This window comes from Agrobacterium sp. rho-13.3 (assembly GCF_033957765.2).
Classification (GTDB): Bacteria; Pseudomonadota; Alphaproteobacteria; order Rhizobiales; family Rhizobiaceae; genus Agrobacterium.
Window position 1 is genome coordinate 2,012,392 of record NZ_CP192774.1, and the last position, 18,337, is coordinate 2,030,728.

Consider the following 18,337-nt stretch of genomic DNA (forward strand, 5'->3'; position numbering starts at 1 on the left):
TCAAAATAAATTTTAGCCGCCTGCATCCAAACACCCCTCCCCATGTGTCTAACCTTTGAGAGCGATGCACAGCGCGATGCTGGACGCCTCTTTGAAACGAGTTAAAACGGGAGAAAGATATGACCATCATTCGCACAGCAACGATTGCTTCTGCCCTGCTTGCAGCAACCGCGACCTTTGCCTCGGCGGCCCCCGTCCTGGGCCTGACCGGAGACAAGACGCTCGTTATCTTCGACACCGAAAAACCAGCCGTCACGAAAACACTGGAAGTCACAGGCGTTGATAAGCTCGTCGGCATCGATTTCCGTCCCGGCAACAAAACCGTCGTCGGCGTGACACCTGAAAATGCCATCGTTTCCATCAACCTCGAGACAGGTGCCGCAACCGAAGTGGCGAAAATGGACAAGCCGCTGACCATGACGCAGGCGCCTGTTATCGTAGACTTCAACCCCATGGCTGACCGTCTGCGTTACATGACCGGCACCACCAACCACCGCGTACACCCGGATACGGGCGCTGTGACAGTAGATGGCACACTGGCCTATGAAGACGCCGACATGCACAAGGGTGAGACCCCTAATGTCGTCGCCGCCGCCTATACCAACTCCTACGGCAAGCCTGAAAAAACAGCGATGTACACCATCGACGCCACCATCGGCGCCTTGGTGCAGCAGACCAAGCCAAATGACGGCACACTAAAGTCGATTGGCAAACTTGGGATAGATGGCAAGCCCGCGACCTATGCCTTCGACATTCAGACAACGGCAGACGGCAAGAACACCGCCTGGTTGGCGGCAGACAAGGCGCTTTACACGGTTGATCTGGAAACCGGCAAGGCGACCAAAAAGGCAGATGTAACCGGCGTCGATAAGCCGATCCGCGCCATTGCAGTTCTGCCTGAAGCGTAAGTTATTGAGATATTGACTGGCCGGTCTCGCACCGGCCAGTTCGCTGTTCCTTATTTGCCGTCATTTGCAATTTTTGCTTCCAGCGTCTTCGCGATGGCTTTGAGATTGCGCTTTTTACCAGCGATTTTTTCCATCGCCGCAATTGCCAGATCGCTCGCCACATAATCGGACTTATGGCCAAGATTGTGCACCACAATCAGTTCTGCGCCCGAAATATCCCGCGCCAGATGGCGAGAGTGGATATCCGTTGAAACCACCTTATCCACATCACCCGCGATGATGACCGTCTGCGCTTTTATCTGCCGAAATCCGGCGGATGCGGTTTTGGCCCAAGCGTTCAGCCCACCCACTTCCTGCGCATTGTGGCGAAAGGCGACAGGGCGCAAGGCTTGATAGGCCTTCGTTTTGGAAATGTAATCGGAAGGCCGTGGATTGGGTGCGAACACTGATTTTACCGCCGCATCGATGGCGATGACGCCCGCGGCTGGTGCAATGAGCGTGCTGAACAGAACGCCGGCGACGGGAACGCTCGCTGCGTTATAATACCATGACACACCGCCCGGCCATGGATAAAGCGCGGGCGAGAGAAAGACCAAACCTTCCACCATATCCTTGTGCCGCACGGCAAAGGCGGCGGTGATGGCTCCCCCGAACGAATGGCCCACAATGATTGCCTTGCGGATGCCGCGCTTCTTCATCAGCACGGCTATCGCATCGGCCTGCGCATCCGGCAGAATGTTGTCTTTGGGGCCGACATCGGAACGACCGTGGCCCGGCCTGTCAACAAACAGCAGCGTCGCCTTGCCCTCCAGCTTGTCGCGGAAGGCATACATGGGATCATAAAGGCTGGTGCTGGCACCATGAATGAAAACGATGGGCGGAAGATTTGCGCCTTTTTTTGCGGGAAGAAGCACACTGTTCAGCTTAAAGCCGCCAACATCGATTCTTGTTTCGCCGGTGGTAGAAGCGCTTTCTATTTTTTCAGCAGCCAATGCGCTTCCTCCCAGCATCATCGCAAAGAGAACACCAAATACGCCAGCGAGATGAGATGCCATGATAATCCTGAACTGCGGTGGAAATTCTAACGCCTCTACGGAAAAGGCTAGAAGCCAGATTTACGAAAGACGTAAAAAACTTGAACCCGACCACCTGGAGACGCAATACGCGGATGGCCGGATCCATTAACGGGCGATGCGCCCATTCAGTTTTTCAGTAACCCAGTGGCCCGCACAGGCCGACACGGCGGATAGCGTCGAGCCCCAAATCAGATCGGCGATGGTCAGCGTCGTGGACCAGTTCGCCAGCGTGGCCTGATTGGTCAGGTCATAGGTGGCGTAGGCCGTAAATCCGAAAAACCCACCGTAAAGAAGCGACGTGCCATACTTCGCCGTGACCAGACCGGGTCTTACCGCAAAGAAGGTCAATCCCGCCGCGTAAATCAGATAGAACAACACCGCTGGCACTGGCCGGAACTCCGTCGCCAGCATGTTTCCAAGGACCGGTTTATAAAGCACATCCGCCATGGTGCTCAGCCATACGAAATCAATCGCGACGAACACAATCAGCGTCGAGATATAGGCGACAGCGCGTTTTTTCATTCCCAGCCCCAATGTCCAGTTTTAAGTCTTAATGTCAGTTGATGCGGGTCCAGCTCACGCCCTTGCACAGAATGCCCGCAAGCACACAGCCCTTGGTCGTCATCGTGTCACCCTTGACCGAGACGGTGAGCTTGTAATTCAGATCGCGTTGCGGATCGAAAGCGGTGCCGGCATATTCGCCATCGGACGTGGATTTGATGCTCATCACCAGCTTATCGCCGGTTTTTTCCTTCGGAGTACCGGGCTTGATCCAGGTGTTGACTGCGCAGGTATCGGAACCACATGGCGCAATCGTTACCTTGGCATTGCCATCACCACGCGCCCATTGGCCCTTGATGTCATCTGCTGCTGCCACGCCGGCCGATACGAGCAGAGCGCACATCGCGTATTTGAACACCGTTTTCATAGTCTTCTCCTCCAACAAACTGCATGTGCAGCACGGTTGTTGAAGACTAGAACGATCAAAAAGTTTCATTGGATCACAAATAAACGCATGGACGAAAAGGAGGGGCAGTTTTTTTGCCCGCACATGAAACCAATGGGTGCCGTGAGCCGTAGTCTCTCTTAAGCAAACCTGTGTTCGCACGAGAGAGCATCATAATGAATTATACGTTGCTGATCTTTATTGCTCTGGGCCTGTGCCTCGCCATGACTGCGGCTTGGGCAATTCAGAGAAAAACCGGCGCAAGTGGCTGGATCGACGCGATCTGGTCTCTGTCCGTTGGAGTGGCAGCCCTTATCGCGATCATATTTTCTGAAGGCACATTCGAGCGGCGCGTTGCAGCCTTTGTCATCGTGGCCATCTGGTCGCTGAGACTTGCCAGCCACATTGGGGCGCGAACCAAAGGTGGTGGGGAAGACCCGCGTTACGCCAAGCTGGTGGAGGAATGGGGCACGAAAGCCAGTCGCCGCCTGTTCCAGTTTCTTCAAATTCAAGCCTTCGCAGCCTTCATTCTCGTTCTCGCCGTTTACGTCGCAGCGTCCAACGCTGCGGACTTCCCCACCGCTCTGGATATCGCCGGAATTTTGATCGCCGCAATCGCGCTGGGTGGTGAGGCGATATCGGACCGCCAGCTTGCTCATTTTCGCAAGAAGCCGGAGGCGAAAACCGAAGTCTGCGAAGAGGGCTTGTGGCGCTATTCCCGGCATCCGAACTACTTTTTCGAATGGCTGTTCTGGTGTGCATGGCCGCTTCTGGCATTGACGGGTTCATCGCCGTGGAGTTGGGCCGCGTTTCTGGCACCCGCGCTGATGTATTGGCTGCTGGTCCACGCGTCCGGCATTCCGCCGCTTGAAGAACATATGCTGCGTTCACGCGGCGAGAAATTTCGCGCTCTTCAGCGGCGCGTCAACGCATTTTTCCCCGGACCACGAAAAGAGGAGGCATAATATGAATATGCTGGCGTTTGCCATCAACACCGCCGAGAAAGCACCGCTTTCCGACAGCCTGACATTGACCGGCATAGATTTTCTGTGTGCTCGCACGAAACGCAGACTGGAAAAAGTGTCGCACGAAGAAGAGCTTGCCTTCGCCAAAGACATGACAAGCTTTCCGGTCGCCACCCACACGGACGAGGCCAATCGCCAGCATTATGAAGTGCCAGCCGAATTTTTCGCACTGGTCCTCGGCCCGCAGCGGAAATACTCGTCCTGCTATTATCCCAGCGCCACAACCAGCATTGACGATGCCGAAACGGCAGCCTTGGCGGAAACAGTCAAGCACGCGAACATCACCGACGGCATGGACATTCTGGAGCTCGGCTGCGGTTGGGGTTCTCTTTCCCTTTATCTCGCCCGCCAGTTTCCGGGGTCGAAAATCACCTCGGTTTCCAATTCCGCATCCCAGCGCGCCTACATTTTGAGTGAGGCGGAACGCCAGGGCATCCACAATCTCACCGTCATCACGGCTGATATGAACGACTTTGCCCCGACAGGCACTTACGACCGCATCGTTTCGGTGGAAATGTTTGAGCACATGTCCAACTGGCGGACGCTGTTTGAGCGGACACGCAGCTGGCTTAAAGATGATGGCAAGCTGTTCATTCACGTTTTCACGCACAAGAACCGCTCCTATCGTTTCAACCAGAACGACCCGGCGGACTGGATCGCTCACCACTTCTTCACCGGTGGCATCATGCCATCCAAAGACTTGGCCCACCGCTTTGAGGATATCTATAGCGTCGAGGCCGAGTGGCACTGGTCGGGAGATCATTACCGACGCACGGCGATGGATTGGCTGGCCAATTTCGACAAGCAGCCAGAGCAAATCACGCCTATTCTCCAGCAAGTCTACGGCAAGGATGCCAATCTTTGGCGTCGTCGCTGGCGATTGTTTTTCCTCGCCACTGCGGGATTGTTCGGTCACGAAAAAGGTGGCGTCTGGGGCGTCGGCCACTATCTGCTATCGCCCGTGAGAGCATAAGATGGCTGTGGAGGGTAGGACGCATGATCCACTGACGGCAGCGACGATCACCGTTGCTTGGGTGATCATTCTCAACAAGCCGTTTTATCCTCTGACCATCTGGTGGCTGGTTGGCAATGGCGTGGAGGCAGCGCTGATCAGCGTTGCCTCAGCATTTTTCTTCCTCGCCATTCCATTCCTTGCGCGCAGGTCATCGCTTGCTGCCCGCATCGCCCTGCCCCTGATCGGAACCATCGACACCATTTTTGAGACGAAGCTTTTCGGCACCGGATCTGGCACCGAGCTGTTTTTCGCAGCCTGCATCATGCTCGTCGCGCTATCGTTCCGCACAAGCGAAAAACTCTGGCAGATCGGCATGACCGGCGTGGTGTTCGCTGCGTTCTTGCTGACACGTTATGCCGTAGGCGATGCGCTGCACATCTGGACGGAACCCGATCTGGCGAAACTGTTCAACCTCAACGCCTTCGCCGTCGCCTGCCTCACGGCCTTCATCGCATTGCGCTACGCGGGTATCAGCAGGGCCAATCACTCATCGTCTGGCACAAGCCCGTCATAAACTTCCAGCAGGGCAGCGGAAATCGCAGCGCCGAGATTGTTGGCGGCTTCGCGGATAACACTTTCGTCGCCATCACGGGACGCAACGGCCAGTGCCGATCCCTCTTCGGCGATGATGGCCTTGGCGCGCTCAATCGCCCAAAGACCGAAATCACCGCGATTGTCGATCGATACAGTTTCCATTTTTGCTTACCTTTTACCAAACGCGCAGATTGCCACGATGCGCTGATATATTGCGTCGTCAGCCGAACTGTCAAAACTTGAGAGTTGATATCGTATCGGCTACCTAACCAATGGATGCACAATTGTGGGATCAATGCCGCCTGCCCAAGCGTTATGAGTGGGATCGTTTCGATCAAAAGTCATAAAACGACCTAGAATAAGGAAGCCTTTCATATGAGCCTGAAGTTTGGAACAAGCGGTCTTCGTGGACTTTCTGAGGATTTGAAGGGCAAGGCATCTGCCATCTACGCCACCGCCTTCGCGAGACATCTTCTCGCTTCCGGACAGGCAAAAACAGGCGATCCTATTCTCATCGGTCGTGATTTTCGCGATTCCAGCCCGGCCATCGCTGAGACCTGCATTGGCGCACTGCACGCAGCTGGCCTAAAGCCCCTGGATTGCGGCGCACTGCCCACGCCGGCACTGGCGCTTTATGGCCTATCGTTAAAAGCAGCAGCGCTGATGATTACCGGCTCCCACATTCCCGCAGACCGCAACGGCATCAAATTCTACCGACCGGATGGCGAGATCGACAAGCAGGATGAGTTGGCGATTGGCGAACTCGCGAAGCAGGTTGAAGCGGAAGGCATAACCGCCCAAGCCTCTCAAGCCGAGAACCACGCTGAGGAAGCCAATGCATTTTTCTCACAACGCAACGAGGCTTTGCTTTCAGATCAGGCGCTGTTGGGCCTGAAGATCGGCGTTTACCAGCACAGCACGGTGGCGCGGGATTTGTTCGTGGACGTTCTTAAACACTACGGTGCAGACGTCATGCCACTTGGCCGCTCGGAAACTTTCATTCCCGTGGATACGGAAGCCGTCTCCGCCGACACGCTGGAAAAACTGAAAATATGGTCCGCCGAACACACGCTCGACGCGATCATTTCCGCAGACGGCGATGGCGACCGCCCACTGCTGGCGGATGAGGACGGCGTTCCTCTGCGCGGCGATCTGCTCGGCCTGATCACGGCCAACTTCCTGAAAGCAGCGGTGGTGGTCACGCCTGTGACCTCGAATTCGGGCATTGAAGACAGCGGAAGTTTTGAAGTCGTCCGCACCAAAGTCGGTTCGCCCTTTGTCATCGCCGGTATGAATGACGCACTTTCGAACGGCAAAAGCGGCGTCATCGGCTTTGAGGCGAATGGCGGCTTTCTCACTGCATCGCCATTCACGCTGAATGGCAAAACTGTTTCCGCGCTCCCCACCCGCGATTGTTTCCTGCCGCTTCTGGCTGCGCTAAAACTCGCTGCGGAACAGAAGAAGCCGCTGTCAGAAATCGCCGCAGCCTACAAACTGCCCGTTGCCGCCGCCGACCGATTGCAGGATTTCGCGCAGGAAAAAAGTGCTGCATTGATGAAGCATCTGCGATCTTCGCGCGCCAACCTTGAACGCTTTCTTGCGCCAGTCGGCTCCGTCAAAGACGCCAGCGATATCGACGGACTTCGCGTGACGCTGACCGACGGAAGCACCATCCATTTCCGCCCGTCCGGCAACGCACCGGAAATGCGCTGTTATGTGGAAGCCGCCAACGAAGATGAGGCGGATATTCTGCTCAACAAGGGGCTCGACCTCATTCGCAACTTCGGCTGAGTTTTTTACTAACGGTGTGGCGAAGCGAATTGCCGCACCCACCGTTTGCGGTTGCGCTTTCACATTCAAAGCGGCAATAGACGTACAAACGGAGATCAGAAAACGTGGCGGAAGACACCATCACGCTTTATGAGGCCATCGGCGGTGATGACACCGTTCGCGCCCTCACCAAACGCTTTTATAAGCTGATGGACACTTTGCCGGAAGCGGCGCACTGCCGCGCCGTGCATCCGCCCGACCTTTCCGGCAGCGAGAGCAAGTTTTACGATTATCTGACCGGCTATCTCGGCGGTCCGCCGATCTATGTGGAAAAATACGGCCATCCCATGCTGCGCAGGCGGCATTTCGGGGCGGCGATCGGCCCCATTGAGCGTGACGAATGGCTGTTGTGTTTCCGCCGGGCCATGAATGAAACCATCGACAATCCCAAGCTTCGCGACATCATCTGGGCGCCGGTTGAACGGCTGGCTTTTCATATGCAAAATCAGGAAGAGAAACCGTCATGAGCACCAACTGGCTTCGCCCGACCAGCCTTTTTCTCTCCGGCGTACTTGGTGCCAGCGGCGTTGCGCTTGCGGCAGCAGCCACCCACACGGGGGCGACCCAATTGCTCGGCAATGCATCGGCCATGTGCCTTGCCCACGCGCCCATTCTGCTCGGGCTTTATATTGGCTGGGAGCGCATCAGAACCGCAACGCCCGCAGCAATCCTGCTGGGATTGGGAACGGTCATTTTTGCGGGTGATCTTGTTTCAAAACATTTTACTGGCAACAGCCTTCTCCCTATGGTCGCACCGGCGGGTGGCCTTGGCATGATCTTCGGTTGGCTGGTGCTGGCAAGTGCCGCTTTTTTCAAAACGGCACGCCAATAGACAATCAGTTGGCAGCGGCGCGATCATTCATCGTCTGAAGCGCCCGCTCAAGGCTGGATTTGCTGCCATTGCGCAGCGGAATGAAGGTCTTGCCAAACTTTTTGCAACCGGACTTCACACGCAAGCACGCGTCGTGGCTGATACAGTCGATGGGGCAGAACACGCAATCCACCGATGGAAGCAGCGTGTCGATGCGGGAAACCGCCTCACGCAGACCGCCATCGTGGTGAATAAGCTCAGCATCGAAATTGCTGGCAATCTGGCGAAGATGGGCAACCTGACAGTCACGACCGCCAACATACAAAAAGCTCTTCGGCCCAACTGGCGCTGGCTTCGAGACGGATTGCGCTGCCTGCTGCGGTTGATTATCCCGCTTGCCGTTTCGCTCCGCCTTCTTCTTTTCTTTCCGCGCCATGCCTCACCTTATCGTTGAAAAACACCACCTGTACGATCAGGTTGGCTACACGATAGTAAAGATGAGTTTTAGAGTAAAGTATAAAGTTGATGATAAACGTCATGTTTTTTGAGATGGCGTGGAAATTATGCCCAAACCACCCATAAAAAGCTGTTCGAGGAAGCGGGCGGCATCTTCAAAACGCCCTTCACCGGCCTTGTTTCCCAGAACTGCGCGCACCTGCACGTCAAAATCCGCATAGTGCTGAGTCGTCGCCCAGATTGAGAAAATCAGATGGTAGGGATCGCAGGCCGCTATTCGGCCCGCCTTGGTCCAGGCGCGAATAACCTCTGCCTTCTCATCCACGAGTTGTTTCAACGGCCCCTTCAACTCATCTTCGACATGAGGCGCACCCTGCAAAATCTCATTGGCGAACAAACGGCTTTCCCGCGGAAAATCTCGCGCCATTTCCAGCTTGCGACGCAGATAGGAACGAATTTCCGTTTCAGGATTGCCCGCTGCATCGAAAGCCCGCAGCGGGTCCAGCCACGTATCCAGCACGCGCTCGATCAGGGCGCGGTGCATCGCATCCTTGGTGCGGAAATAATACAGCACATTCGGCTTCGACATGCCCGCCACCTCGGCGATCTGGTCGATCGTGGTGCCGCGAAAGCCGTTCACCGAAAAAACATCAAGTGCCGCTTCCAAAATGGCCTCTTCTTTTTCTTCCTGTATCCGGGTTCGCTTCTGTGTTTTCGCCGCTCTGGGTATGGGCATGAAGGGTCTCTGTCTGTTTTCGATGCAATTGATGCGTGGTTTTGGGCAAAAAATAATCGATGATGAATGCTCAATCAGAAAATACCGCTTTACACGGTAAAAATCCTCGCTTTCTTTTAAGCGTCAAAGTCGAAATTCGCAATGTTTACCAGTCGGTCAAATTATCCACGACCCGTTCCTGAAAGCAATTCGTCGTTTTTCAGTAGAACGGCACGGCCCTTGCATAATCCTTGTTAAAACAGGTGAGGAAAAGACTGGCATGCCGGAAACACCCGAAAAAAAACAAATACCCGCGAAAAATCTGACCATCCACAGCGACCGTCTGTGGGACAGCCTGATGGACATGGCGAAAGTCGGCCCCGGTCTCGCCGGCGGCAACAACCGCCAGACCCTGACGGATGAAGACGCGCAAGGCCGCGAACTGTTCAAGACCTGGTGCGAGGCGGCCGGCATGACGGTCTCGGTAGACACCATGGGCACCATGTTCGCCACCCGCCCGGGCACAGACCCCGACGCGCTGCCCGTCTACATCGGCAGCCACCTCGACACGCAGCCCACCGGTGGCAAGTTCGATGGCGTCTTGGGCGTGCTGGCGGGACTGGAAGTGGTGCGCAGCCTCAACGATCTCGACATCCAAACCAAACACCCTATCGTCGTCACCAACTGGGCCAATGAAGAAGGCGCACGCTTTGCTCCTGCCATGCTGGCCTCCGGCGTTTTCGCAGGCATACACGATCTCGACTATGCCTATAGCCGCACTGACACCGCCGGAAAAACCTATGGCGAAGAGTTGAAACGCATCGGCTGGCTGGGCGAAGAAGAGGTTGGCGCGCGCAAGATGCACGCCTATTTCGAATATCATATAGAACAGGGACCAATCCTCGAAGCGCAGGACAAGCAGATTGGCGTCGTCACCCATTGCCAAGGGCTGTGGTGGCTGGAAATCACCTTGACCGGCAAGGAAGCCCACACTGGCTCCACCCCAATGGCGATGCGCGTCAATGCCGGGCTGGCAGCGGCCCGCATTCTGGAAAAGGTGCAGGAAGTGGCGATGGCTCACCAACCCGGCGCCGTGGCCGGGGTTGGCCAGATGATCTTTTCACCCAACTCCCGCAATGTCCTGCCCGGCAAGGTGGTTTTCACCATCGATCTACGAACACCCTCACAGGAAAAACTGGACGCCATGCGTGCCATTTTCGAGCGCGAAGTGCCGAAAATAGCGGAAGAACTCGGCGTCGGTTGCGAAATAGAAGCGATTGGCCATTTCGACCCCGTCACCTTCGATCCGGTTCTGGTGGGTCGCGTGCGCGATGCGGCGGAAAAGCTGGGTTACAGCCACATGGACATCATTTCCGGTGCTGGCCACGACGCTTGCTGGACCTCGAAAGTCGCTCCCTCCACCATGATTTTCTGCCCCTGCGTGGGCGGTCTTTCCCACAATGAAGCCGAAGAGATTTCGCCCGAATGGGCCGCCGCTGGCTGCAATGTTTTGCTGCACGCCGTGCTGGAAACTGCGGAGATCGTGCAATGACCACTATCATCAGAAATGGCACCATCGTCACCGCTGACCTGACCTACAAAGCCGATGTGAAAATCGAAGGCGGCGTCATCGTCGAGATCGGACCTGACCTTTCCGGCGGCACCGTTCTGGATGCAACCGGCTGCTACGTCATGCCCGGCGGCATCGATCCGCATGTGCATCTGGAGATGCCCTTCATGGGCACCTATTCGGCGGATGATTTCGAAAGCGGCACGCGGGCGGCTTTGAGCGGCGGCACGACCATGGTGGTGGATTTCTGCCTGCCAGAGCCCGGCCAATCCTTGGTCGACGCGCTCAACCGCTGGGACAACAAGGCCACACGCGCCACTTGCGACTATTCTTTCCACATGGCCGTCACATGGTGGGGAGAGCAGGTTTTCAACGACATGAAGACCGTCGTTCAGGAAAAGGGCATCAACAGTTTCAAGCACTTCATGGCCTATAAGGGCGCCTTGATGGTGAATGACGACGAGATGTTTGCCTCCTTCTCCCGCTGCGCCGAGCTTGGCGCGCTGCCCATGGTCCATGCGGAAAACGGCGATATCGTTGCGCAGATGCAGGCGAAATTGCTGGGAGAGGGCAATAACGGACCGGAGGCCCACGCCTATTCCCGTCCAGCCTCCGTCGAAGGTGAAGCCACCAACCGCGCCATCATCATCGCAGATACGGCAGGCGCGCCGCTTTATGTCGTCCACACATCCTGCGAACAGGCCCATGAGGCCATCCGCCGGGCGCGGCAAAACGGTATGCGGGTTTATGGCGAACCGCTGATTCAGCATCTGATCCTCGACAAGAGTGAATATGCCAACCCGAATTGGGACCACGCTGCCCGCCGCGTCATGTCGCCACCGTTTCGCAACAAGCTGCATCAGGACAGCCTCTGGGCCGGATTGGCAGCAGGTTCACTGCAATGCGTGGCGACAGACCATTGCGCCTTCACCACCGAACAGAAACGTTATGGCCTGGGCGACTTTACCAAAATTCCCAACGGCACCGGCGGGCTTGAAGACCGCCTGCCGCTGCTCTGGACCCATGGCGTCGCAACAGGTCGCCTCACCCTCAACGAATTCGTCGCCGTCACCTCGACCAACATCGCCAAGATATTGAACCTCTACCCCAAAAAGGGTGCCATCCTCGTCGGCAGCGATGCCGATATCGTCGTTTGGGATCCGGCCCTTGAAAAGACTATCACGGCAAAGAACCAGCAATCCGCTATCGATTACAACGTCTTCGAAGGTCAGAAGGTGAAGGGCCTGCCGCGCTTCACGCTGTCTCGCGGTGTCGTGGCAATCGAGGAGGGCACGGTAAAAACGCGGGAAGGCCATGGCCAATTCGTCGCTCGCGAGCCCTACCCTGCCGTCAGCAAAGCGCTGTCCACATGGAAAGAACTCGTCGCGCCCCGCAAGGTGGAGCGCAGCGGCATCCCAGCAAGCGGAGTGTGACGATGAGAATTCTTTTGATGACCGCCTTGGTGTCTGTCCTGCTCACCTCAACCGCCAGCAGTGCGACGTTTCTGGACGGCGCTTATGGCGAGAAAGAGGGCTGCACCTATTCGCAAACCGGCGAATCGAGCGGCGCCGACGAATTTTTTCTACTGAATGATGAGGGCGTTACCACCGCCACCGCCTTCTGCGCATTTTCCGGCAAACCGACAAAAACCGCTTCCGGCTTCAAAATCACAGCCCAATGCGAAAGCGAAGGAGAAAAGGGGCAAAAAGAAACGGTCGACCTCAAAAAAAGCCCCGAGGGTTACACGATCAACTTCAAGGATGGCACAAGCTGGGGACCGCTTCCGAAATGCAAATGACAGCAACCCCTTCCTACTCCGTCGTTTCCGCCAAAAATCTTGGCCTCACCTTTGAAACGGGCGATGGTCCGGTTCATGCTCTTTCCAATGTTGATCTGGACGTTAAAAAAGGCGACTTCGTTTCCTTCATCGGCCCTTCCGGCTGTGGCAAAACGACCTTCCTGCGCGTCATTGCCGATCTGGAAAAACACACCTCCGGCGAAATCCTCGTCAACGGCACGACGCCTGAGAACGCCCGCAAGGACCGGTCCTACGGTTATGTCTTTCAGGCCGCCGCCCTTTATCCATGGCGCACGATTGAAAAGAACATTGCCCTTCCGCTGGAAGTGATGGGTTACACGAAAGCGGAGCAACAAAGCCGCATCGAACGGATGCTCGATCTCGTCAACCTCAACGGTTTCGGCAAGAAATATCCCTGGCAGCTCTCCGGCGGTATGCAACAACGCGCCTCCATCGCTCGCGCGTTGGCGTTCGATGCTGACTTGTTGTTGATGGACGAGCCCTTCGGCGCACTGGATGAAATCGTTCGCGACCACCTGAACGAGCAGCTCTTGAAGCTCTGGGACACAACAGGCAAAACCATCTGCTTCGTCACCCACTCCATCCCCGAAGCGGTCTACCTCTCCACCAAAATCGTCGTCATGTCTCCGCGTCCGGGTCGGGTGACGGATGTGATCGAGTCTACGTTGCCGAGGGAACGCCCACTCGGTATTCGCGAAACGCCGGAGTTTCTGGAGATTGCGCACCGTGTGCGTGAAGGGTTGAAGGCGGGGCATAGCTATGAGGGGTGAACCTTCGATGTTGGCGTCAAGAACCCCTCCCCAACCCCTCCCCACAAGGGGGAGGGGCTTAACCCAGCCGCACCTTTGCCGATCCATTAGGGCTCTGTGGGTTCCGCAAGGTTTCTCCCCCCTTGTGGGGGAGATGGCCGGCAGGCCAGAGGGGGAAAGCCGCAATACTCTATTCGTGAATGGGAAGCGACGTATGGCGCACTCAAACATCGAACTCAAAACGCGCCGGCGCGCTAAAATCCTTCGCCGGGAAATGACCAAGGCAGAACGAATAATGTGGGATATCCTTCGGGATTTTCGTCCGAGAGGCGCACGGTTTCGCCGCGAAACACCGATTGGTCCCTATATCGCCGATTTCGCATGGCTCTCAGCCCGCGTGGTTGTTGAGGTCGATGGCGACAGCCATGAAACTGCACAAGGGCGGCGGCATGACACAAGCAGAGATGCGTTTCTTGCTTCCCAAGGTTTTACGGTTCTGCGTTTCGATAACAGACAGATTATCGACAATCCGGATTACATAGCTGTTTCACTGGAGGAGCGCCTTGCGTCTCATCTTGATCGAGGCCAGCTATGAACACCCTCCATCACCGTATCCTCCCTGTCCTCACCATACTCCTCGCCATCCTTGTCATCTGGCACATCGCGGTCGTCTACCTCAACATGCCTTTCGCGCGAGATCAGGCCGCACGCGCTGGTCAGACGGCAAGTTTTTCCGAGCTTCTGCCTCAGACCTTCGCGCAGGAACGCCCGGTCCTGCCCGCTCCGCATCAAATCATCGCGGAACTATGGGATACGACCGTCAACAAGGCGATCACCTCCAAGCGCAGCCTGATTTACCACGCGGGCATCACGCTTTCCGCAACGCTACTGGGCTTTGCCATTGGCACCGTGCTCGGCATTCTGCTTGCGGTTTCCATCGTCCATAACCGCGCCATGGATCGCTCCGTCATGCCGTGGATCATTGCAAGCCAGACGATCCCGATCATCGCCGTTGCGCCGATGATCATCGTGGTGCTGAATTCCATCGGCATATCAGGCCTGTTGCCGAAGGCGCTGATTTCCACCTATCTCAGCTTTTTCCCGATTGTCGTGGGCATGGTGAAGGGGCTTCGCAGCGCAGAAGCGCTTCAGCTTGATCTGATGCACACGTATCATGCCTCATCCTCGCAAATTTTCTGGAAACTGCGGTGGCCTTCTGCCCTGCCCTATCTGTTTACTTCGCTGAAAATCGCTATCGCAATCTCGCTTGTCGGTGCGATCGTTGGTGAACTGCCGACCGGTGCGGTTGCGGGGCTTGGTGCGCGGCTGCTTTCCGGCTCCTATTACGGTCAGACGGTGCAGATATGGGCAGCACTTCTCATGGCCGCTGCCCTCGCCGCCATCCTCGTGGCAATCGTCGGCATCGCTCACACAGCAGTGCTGAAAAGAATGGGAGAGCGGCCATGAGCAATCCCGTCTGGCTGATCGGCGCAATCATCTTCTGGCTTGCCGCCTGGGCGTTGAATGAGTGGCTGGTGCGCCAGCGTTTTCACACATTCACTGCAAAACGCGCCAGCAACATCGCGGTGCCCCTTATTTTCGGGGCCGCCATCATCGTGCTGTGGGAAGGCGTGGTTCGAGGCTTTTCGATCCCGTCGATCCTGCTGCCAGCACCAAGCGCTATTTTCCTGCGGCTGATCAGCTCTCTCCCCATCCTCTGGGCGGATTTTCGGCAAACCTTCCTCAAGTCGGTGCTGACGGGATATGTGCTTGGCTGCGGTCTGGGCTTCGGCGTTGCCATCCTCATCGACCGCTCGCCCTTCCTCCAACGCGGCTTGTTGCCGATAGGCAATTTCGTCTCGGCGCTGCCGGTCGTCGGCATCGCGCCCATCATGGTCATGTGGTTCGGTTTCGACTGGCAATCGAAGGTCGCCGTCGTCGTCATCATGACGTTCTTCCCCATGCTGGTGAACACGGTGCAAGGGCTTGCCGCTTCCAGCCATATGGAACGCGACCTGATGCACACTTATGCAGCCGGCTGGTGGCCAACGCTGGTGAAGCTTCGGCTTCCCGCGGCATGGCCATTTATTTTCAATGCCTTGAAGATCAATTCCACGCTGGCGCTGATCGGTGCCATCGTGGCCGAATTCTTCGGCACGCCCATCGTGGGCATGGGATTTCGCATCTCCGCAGAAATGGGTCGGAGCAATGTGGATATGGTCTGGGCCGAGATTGCCATCGCGGCAATTGCAGGCTCCGGCTTTTATGGATTGGTGGCGCTGGCAGAGCGGGCCGTCACCTTCTGGCATCCGTCCGTCCGCAGTGGACGAACGTAAACAAAGAAAAAAGGGAACAGCGATGAAAAACAAACTTGCATCCATGCTTCTTGGCTGCGCTGCGCTGATGACGGGGTTCAGCGCGCACGCCGCCGAAAAAGTAACCCTTCAGCTGAAATGGGTCACGCAGGCCCAATTCGCCGGTTATTACGTTGCCAAGGACAAGGGTTTCTACGAAGCAGAAGGCCTCGACGTGGACATCAAGCCCGGCGGCCCGGATATTGCGCCCGCGCAGGTTCTGGCAGGCGGCGGCGCGGATGTCGTCGTGGACTGGTTGCCCTCTGCTCTGGCCACCCGCGAAAAAGGCGTGCCCCTCGTCAACATCGCCCAGCCCTTCAAGAAATCCGGCATGATGCTGACATGCCTGAAGGAAACCGGCATCACCAAGCCTGTCGATTTCAAGGGGAAGACTTTGGGCGTCTGGTTCTTCGGCAATGAATATCCCTTCCTGTCATGGATGGCACATCTGAAAATCCCGACGACTGGAGGGGCTGACGGCGTGACCGTGCTGAAACAGGGCTTTAACGTTGATCCACTGTTGCAGAAACAGGCCGCCTGCATTTCCACCATGACCTACAATGAATATTTGCAGGTTCTGGAAGCGGGCATCAAAGCCAGCGACCTCGTGACCTTCAAATATGAGGACGAAGGCGTGGCGACGCTGGAAGACGGCCTCTATGTACTGGAAGGCAAACTGAAAGACCCCAAGTTCAAGGAGAGCATGGTGAAATTCGTGCGCGCCTCCATGAAGGGCTGGAAGTGGGCGGAAGAAAATCCCAACGATGCTGCTGATATCGTTTTGGAAAACGATGCTTCGGGCGCACAGACCGAAGCCCACCAGAAGGGCATGATGACGGAAGTGGCCAAGCTGACGGCCGGCTCCACCGGCGCGCTTGACAAGGCAGATTACGAGCGTACCGTCAAAACACTTCTCGGCGGCGGATCAGATCCCGTCATTACCAAGGAACCATCAGGCGCGTTCACGACAGAAATTACCGACGCCGCATTGAAATAGCAGTGTCCAAGCTGAGGCGCGCAGGCTATGCGCGCCTTTTCCCACGAAAAGTCCTAGAAATTTTGCATTTCCTGATATTCAAAAATGTATATCCGCCCAACCGGTTAGACGGATTGAATTGCGCAAGATGAAGATTTACATTCCGCCACGACAAACTTGGATATTTGCCTTGCGATAGACCATGCCCGGAATTTAGCGGCAGGTTTGGTGAAGAGGACGCAGACATCTGCGAGGTGGGAGAAAGTATTGTCATACTTATTTTTTACAGTCATCGTCGCATGATCTTCAAAAGCACATAATGTGCGCAGTGGGAGTGCGAGCCGAACTTTGAACGGACAAGCACATATGCAGCGCAAGACAAACCCGATCCGGCTGGCAGCGATCACGGTTTCAGCTTTCATGATACCGGCGGCGCTGAGCGCTCAAAGCGATGCAAATCGTCAGAACCTGCCCTCCATCGTCGTCAGCAAAGCGGCCACGCGTGATCTGGTGGACCGTGTGGTGGCGACAGGCACCATCAAGCCGGTGGATGAGATTTATGTGCAGCCGCTGGTGGATGGCTTGCCGGTCGACAAGTTGAATGTCGACATTGGCGATAAGGTCGAAGCGGGTGCGGTTCTCGCGGAGCTTTCCAAAGACAGCCTGCTTTTGCAAAAAAGCCAGTTTCAAGCCAACAGGGCCAAAGCCGAAGCCTCCGTCGCGCAAAGCAAGGCACAGGTGATTGAAGCGCAGGCCAATTACGATGATGCCGTTCGCCAGCGTGATCGCGCAGGCCGGCTGGGTAAATCCGGCTCCGGTTCCATTTCTCAAGTTGAACAAACCGCCGCCGCCGCCGATGTGGCGCAGGCGCGGCTTCAGGCCGCCAAACAGGCCGTGACCGTTGGCGAAGCGGACACCAAAGTGGTGGATGCGCAGATTGAAGATGTCGATCTCAAGCTGTCCCGCACCGGCGTCAAAACGCCCGTTGCAGGCATTATTTCTGCCAAAAACACCCGCGTGGGCGCCATTGCCAGCGGCTCTGGCAACCCGCTGTTTACAGTGATCAAGGATAACGCCATCGAACTCGTGGCCGATCTTTCCGAGACCGACATTCAGAAAGTAAAGGCTGGCCAGAAGGCAATCGTCACCGTCGCCGGTGGGCGTGATAAAATCCAAGGCAGCGTCCGTCTCGTATCACCCACGGTTGATGCGACCACCCGCCTCGGCTCCGTCCACATCGTTTTGCCAACGGATAGTCCCGCACGCGCCGGCATGTATGGCAGCGCGGAAGTGATTATCGCGTCGGCCAACGCCTTGGCACTGCCCTTGTCTGCCGTCACCTCTGGCCGCGAAGGGTCAACCACGCGCAAGGTGGAAGGCGATGTCGTCAAACAGATCACCGTGGAAACCGGCATTCAGGACAATGGTTTCGTAGAAATCAAAAGCGGCCTTTCCGCTGGTGACACGGTCGTTGAAAAAGCGGGCGCATTCGTTCGCGATGGTGATAAGATCAACCCGGTCACGGCTGACGCCGCAGCCTCGAACTGACTGAG

General features: G+C 56.4%; 22 protein-coding genes. 16 read left to right on the forward strand and 6 right to left on the reverse strand.

The features are described 5' to 3' along the window. Positions 1-119 precede the first annotated feature (119 nt). Positions 120-908, forward strand: coding sequence for a DUF4394 domain-containing protein (locus tag RMR16_RS09975; protein ID WP_320198376.1), 789 nt, complete (start codon positions 120-122; stop codon positions 906-908). 50 nt (positions 909-958) lie between these two features. Here the strand turns inward: RMR16_RS09975 and RMR16_RS09980 are convergent, their stop codons facing one another. From RMR16_RS09980 to RMR16_RS09990, 3 genes are all read right to left on the reverse strand, one after another. Continuing rightward, positions 959-1,963, reverse strand: a complete 1,005-nt coding sequence (locus RMR16_RS09980) for an alpha/beta fold hydrolase (RefSeq protein WP_320198375.1) — start codon at positions 1,961-1,963, stop codon at positions 959-961. A 126-nt stretch (positions 1,964-2,089) separates the two neighbouring features. Continuing rightward, positions 2,090-2,506 carry a DUF2177 family protein gene (locus RMR16_RS09985; protein WP_320198374.1) on the reverse strand — a complete coding sequence of 139 codons (417 nt, stop codon included), beginning with the start codon at positions 2,504-2,506 and terminating at the stop codon, positions 2,090-2,092. 34 nt (positions 2,507-2,540) lie between these two features. Beyond that, positions 2,541-2,912 carry a DUF2147 domain-containing protein gene (locus RMR16_RS09990; protein ID WP_320198373.1) on the reverse strand — a complete coding sequence of 124 codons (372 nt, stop codon included), beginning with the start codon at positions 2,910-2,912 and terminating at the stop codon, positions 2,541-2,543. A gap of 194 nt (positions 2,913-3,106) precedes the next feature. Here RMR16_RS09990 and RMR16_RS09995 point away from each other — a divergent pair, with 194 nt between their 5' ends. From RMR16_RS09995 to RMR16_RS10005, 3 genes are read left to right on the forward strand one after another with little or no spacing between them, the layout of a single operon-like run. Further along, a complete protein-coding gene (locus RMR16_RS09995) occupies positions 3,107-3,895 on the forward strand; it encodes a DUF1295 domain-containing protein (protein ID WP_320198372.1) in 789 nt (262 codons plus the stop codon). Between the two features lies 1 nt (position 3,896). Next, the gene (locus tag RMR16_RS10000; protein WP_320198371.1) at positions 3,897-4,928 is read left to right on the forward strand and encodes an SAM-dependent methyltransferase; all 1,032 of its coding nucleotides are present in this window, start codon (positions 3,897-3,899) and stop codon (positions 4,926-4,928) included. A 1-nt stretch (position 4,929) separates the two neighbouring features. Beyond that, on the forward strand, positions 4,930-5,484 hold the full coding sequence (locus tag RMR16_RS10005) for a hypothetical protein (protein WP_320198370.1): 555 nt from the start codon (positions 4,930-4,932) through the stop codon (positions 5,482-5,484). On the opposite strand, the gene RMR16_RS10010 is transcribed toward RMR16_RS10005, so the two are convergent. Then, positions 5,454-5,666, reverse strand: a complete 213-nt coding sequence (locus RMR16_RS10010) for a hypothetical protein (protein ID WP_320198369.1) — start codon at positions 5,664-5,666, stop codon at positions 5,454-5,456. The two genes, RMR16_RS10005 and RMR16_RS10010, sit on opposite strands and share 31 nt — an antisense overlap. Before the next feature lie 213 nt (positions 5,667-5,879). Here RMR16_RS10010 and RMR16_RS10015 point away from each other — a divergent pair, with 213 nt between their 5' ends. The 3 genes from RMR16_RS10015 to RMR16_RS10025 all read left to right on the forward strand — a co-directional run bounded on the left by RMR16_RS10015 (position 5,880) and on the right by RMR16_RS10025 (position 8,166). Continuing rightward, a complete protein-coding gene (locus RMR16_RS10015) occupies positions 5,880-7,295 on the forward strand; it encodes a phosphomannomutase (protein WP_320198368.1) in 1,416 nt (471 codons plus the stop codon). 104 nt (positions 7,296-7,399) lie between these two features. Further along, complete coding sequence (locus RMR16_RS10020) at positions 7,400-7,801, forward strand: group II truncated hemoglobin (RefSeq protein WP_320198367.1); 402 nt, start codon at positions 7,400-7,402, stop codon at positions 7,799-7,801. Beyond that, complete coding sequence (locus tag RMR16_RS10025) at positions 7,798-8,166, forward strand: DUF423 domain-containing protein (RefSeq protein WP_320198366.1); 369 nt, start codon at positions 7,798-7,800, stop codon at positions 8,164-8,166. The genes RMR16_RS10020 and RMR16_RS10025 overlap by 4 nt, the downstream gene beginning before the upstream one ends. 4 nt (positions 8,167-8,170) lie before the next feature. On the opposite strand, the gene RMR16_RS10030 is transcribed toward RMR16_RS10025, so the two are convergent. Both RMR16_RS10030 and RMR16_RS10035 read right to left on the reverse strand, forming a co-directional pair. Further along, positions 8,171-8,581 carry a DUF2325 domain-containing protein gene (locus RMR16_RS10030; protein WP_320198365.1) on the reverse strand — a complete coding sequence of 137 codons (411 nt, stop codon included), beginning with the start codon at positions 8,579-8,581 and terminating at the stop codon, positions 8,171-8,173. A 99-nt stretch (positions 8,582-8,680) separates the two neighbouring features. Then, positions 8,681-9,337, reverse strand: a complete 657-nt coding sequence (locus RMR16_RS10035) for a TetR family transcriptional regulator C-terminal domain-containing protein (protein WP_320198364.1) — start codon at positions 9,335-9,337, stop codon at positions 8,681-8,683. Positions 9,338-9,596: 259 nt separating this feature from the next. On the opposite strand from RMR16_RS10035, the gene RMR16_RS10040 reads away from it, so the two are divergent. The 9 genes from RMR16_RS10040 to RMR16_RS10080 all read left to right on the forward strand — a co-directional run bounded on the left by RMR16_RS10040 (position 9,597) and on the right by RMR16_RS10080 (position 18,332). Then, entirely contained in the window at positions 9,597-10,868 is a 1,272-nt protein-coding gene (locus RMR16_RS10040; protein ID WP_320198363.1) for a Zn-dependent hydrolase, read from the forward strand. Further along, positions 10,865-12,319, forward strand: coding sequence for a dihydropyrimidinase (hydA, locus tag RMR16_RS10045; RefSeq protein ID WP_320198362.1), 1,455 nt, complete (start codon positions 10,865-10,867; stop codon positions 12,317-12,319). Before RMR16_RS10040 ends, hydA begins: the two co-directional genes overlap by 4 nt. A gap of 2 nt (positions 12,320-12,321) precedes the next feature. Then, positions 12,322-12,684 carry a hypothetical protein gene (locus RMR16_RS10050; protein WP_320198361.1) on the forward strand — a complete coding sequence of 121 codons (363 nt, stop codon included), beginning with the start codon at positions 12,322-12,324 and terminating at the stop codon, positions 12,682-12,684. Continuing rightward, a complete protein-coding gene (locus tag RMR16_RS10055; protein WP_320198360.1) occupies positions 12,681-13,475 on the forward strand; it encodes an ABC transporter ATP-binding protein in 795 nt (264 codons plus the stop codon). Before RMR16_RS10050 ends, RMR16_RS10055 begins: the two co-directional genes overlap by 4 nt. Positions 13,476-13,668: 193 nt before the next feature. After that, on the forward strand, positions 13,669-14,049 hold the full coding sequence (locus RMR16_RS10060) for an endonuclease domain-containing protein (RefSeq protein WP_320198359.1): 381 nt from the start codon (positions 13,669-13,671) through the stop codon (positions 14,047-14,049). Further along, complete coding sequence (locus tag RMR16_RS10065; RefSeq protein WP_320198358.1) at positions 14,046-14,921, forward strand: ABC transporter permease; 876 nt, start codon at positions 14,046-14,048, stop codon at positions 14,919-14,921. Before RMR16_RS10060 ends, RMR16_RS10065 begins: the two co-directional genes overlap by 4 nt. After that, positions 14,918-15,790 carry an ABC transporter permease gene (locus tag RMR16_RS10070; RefSeq protein ID WP_320198357.1) on the forward strand — a complete coding sequence of 291 codons (873 nt, stop codon included), beginning with the start codon at positions 14,918-14,920 and terminating at the stop codon, positions 15,788-15,790. Before RMR16_RS10065 ends, RMR16_RS10070 begins: the two co-directional genes overlap by 4 nt. A 22-nt stretch (positions 15,791-15,812) precedes the next feature. After that, positions 15,813-16,805, forward strand: a complete 993-nt coding sequence (locus RMR16_RS10075; protein WP_320198356.1) for an ABC transporter substrate-binding protein — start codon at positions 15,813-15,815, stop codon at positions 16,803-16,805. A 399-nt stretch (positions 16,806-17,204) separates the two neighbouring features. Next, positions 17,205-18,332 carry an efflux RND transporter periplasmic adaptor subunit gene (locus RMR16_RS10080; RefSeq protein ID WP_413785961.1) on the forward strand — a complete coding sequence of 376 codons (1,128 nt, stop codon included), beginning with the start codon at positions 17,205-17,207 and terminating at the stop codon, positions 18,330-18,332. Positions 18,333-18,337: the final 5 nt, after the last annotated feature.

Bases quoted from the DNA above. Each gene is read 5' to 3' on its own strand.
- RMR16_RS10015 (WP_320198368.1), top strand. From the start codon at position 5,880: ATGAGCCTGAAGTTTGGAACAAGCGGTCTTCGTGGACTTTCTGAGGAT.
- RMR16_RS10035 (WP_320198364.1), bottom strand. From the start codon at position 9,337: ATGCCCATACCCAGAGCGGCGAAAACACAGAAGCGAACCCGGATACAG.
- RMR16_RS10075 (WP_320198356.1), top strand. From the start codon at position 15,813: ATGAAAAACAAACTTGCATCCATGCTTCTTGGCTGCGCTGCGCTGATG.
- RMR16_RS10055 (WP_320198360.1), top strand. From the start codon at position 12,681: ATGACAGCAACCCCTTCCTACTCCGTCGTTTCCGCCAAAAATCTTGGC.
- RMR16_RS09990 (WP_320198373.1), bottom strand. From the start codon at position 2,912: ATGAAAACGGTGTTCAAATACGCGATGTGCGCTCTGCTCGTATCGGCC.
- RMR16_RS10000 (WP_320198371.1), top strand. From the start codon at position 3,897: ATGAATATGCTGGCGTTTGCCATCAACACCGCCGAGAAAGCACCGCTT.
- RMR16_RS10070 (WP_320198357.1), top strand. From the start codon at position 14,918: ATGAGCAATCCCGTCTGGCTGATCGGCGCAATCATCTTCTGGCTTGCC.
- RMR16_RS09995 (WP_320198372.1), top strand. From the start codon at position 3,107: ATGAATTATACGTTGCTGATCTTTATTGCTCTGGGCCTGTGCCTCGCC.
- RMR16_RS10050 (WP_320198361.1), top strand. From the start codon at position 12,322: ATGAGAATTCTTTTGATGACCGCCTTGGTGTCTGTCCTGCTCACCTCA.
- RMR16_RS10010 (WP_320198369.1), bottom strand. From the start codon at position 5,666: ATGGAAACTGTATCGATCGACAATCGCGGTGATTTCGGTCTTTGGGCG.
- RMR16_RS10030 (WP_320198365.1), bottom strand. From the start codon at position 8,581: ATGGCGCGGAAAGAAAAGAAGAAGGCGGAGCGAAACGGCAAGCGGGAT.
- RMR16_RS10040 (WP_320198363.1), top strand. From the start codon at position 9,597: ATGCCGGAAACACCCGAAAAAAAACAAATACCCGCGAAAAATCTGACC.
- RMR16_RS10060 (WP_320198359.1), top strand. From the start codon at position 13,669: ATGGCGCACTCAAACATCGAACTCAAAACGCGCCGGCGCGCTAAAATC.
- RMR16_RS09975 (WP_320198376.1), top strand. From the start codon at position 120: ATGACCATCATTCGCACAGCAACGATTGCTTCTGCCCTGCTTGCAGCA.
- RMR16_RS10025 (WP_320198366.1), top strand. From the start codon at position 7,798: ATGAGCACCAACTGGCTTCGCCCGACCAGCCTTTTTCTCTCCGGCGTA.
- RMR16_RS10065 (WP_320198358.1), top strand. From the start codon at position 14,046: ATGAACACCCTCCATCACCGTATCCTCCCTGTCCTCACCATACTCCTC.
- hydA (WP_320198362.1), top strand. From the start codon at position 10,865: ATGACCACTATCATCAGAAATGGCACCATCGTCACCGCTGACCTGACC.
- RMR16_RS10080 (WP_413785961.1), top strand. From the start codon at position 17,205: ATGATACCGGCGGCGCTGAGCGCTCAAAGCGATGCAAATCGTCAGAAC.
- RMR16_RS09980 (WP_320198375.1), bottom strand. From the start codon at position 1,963: ATGGCATCTCATCTCGCTGGCGTATTTGGTGTTCTCTTTGCGATGATG.
- RMR16_RS10005 (WP_320198370.1), top strand. From the start codon at position 4,930: ATGGCTGTGGAGGGTAGGACGCATGATCCACTGACGGCAGCGACGATC.
- RMR16_RS09985 (WP_320198374.1), bottom strand. From the start codon at position 2,506: ATGAAAAAACGCGCTGTCGCCTATATCTCGACGCTGATTGTGTTCGTC.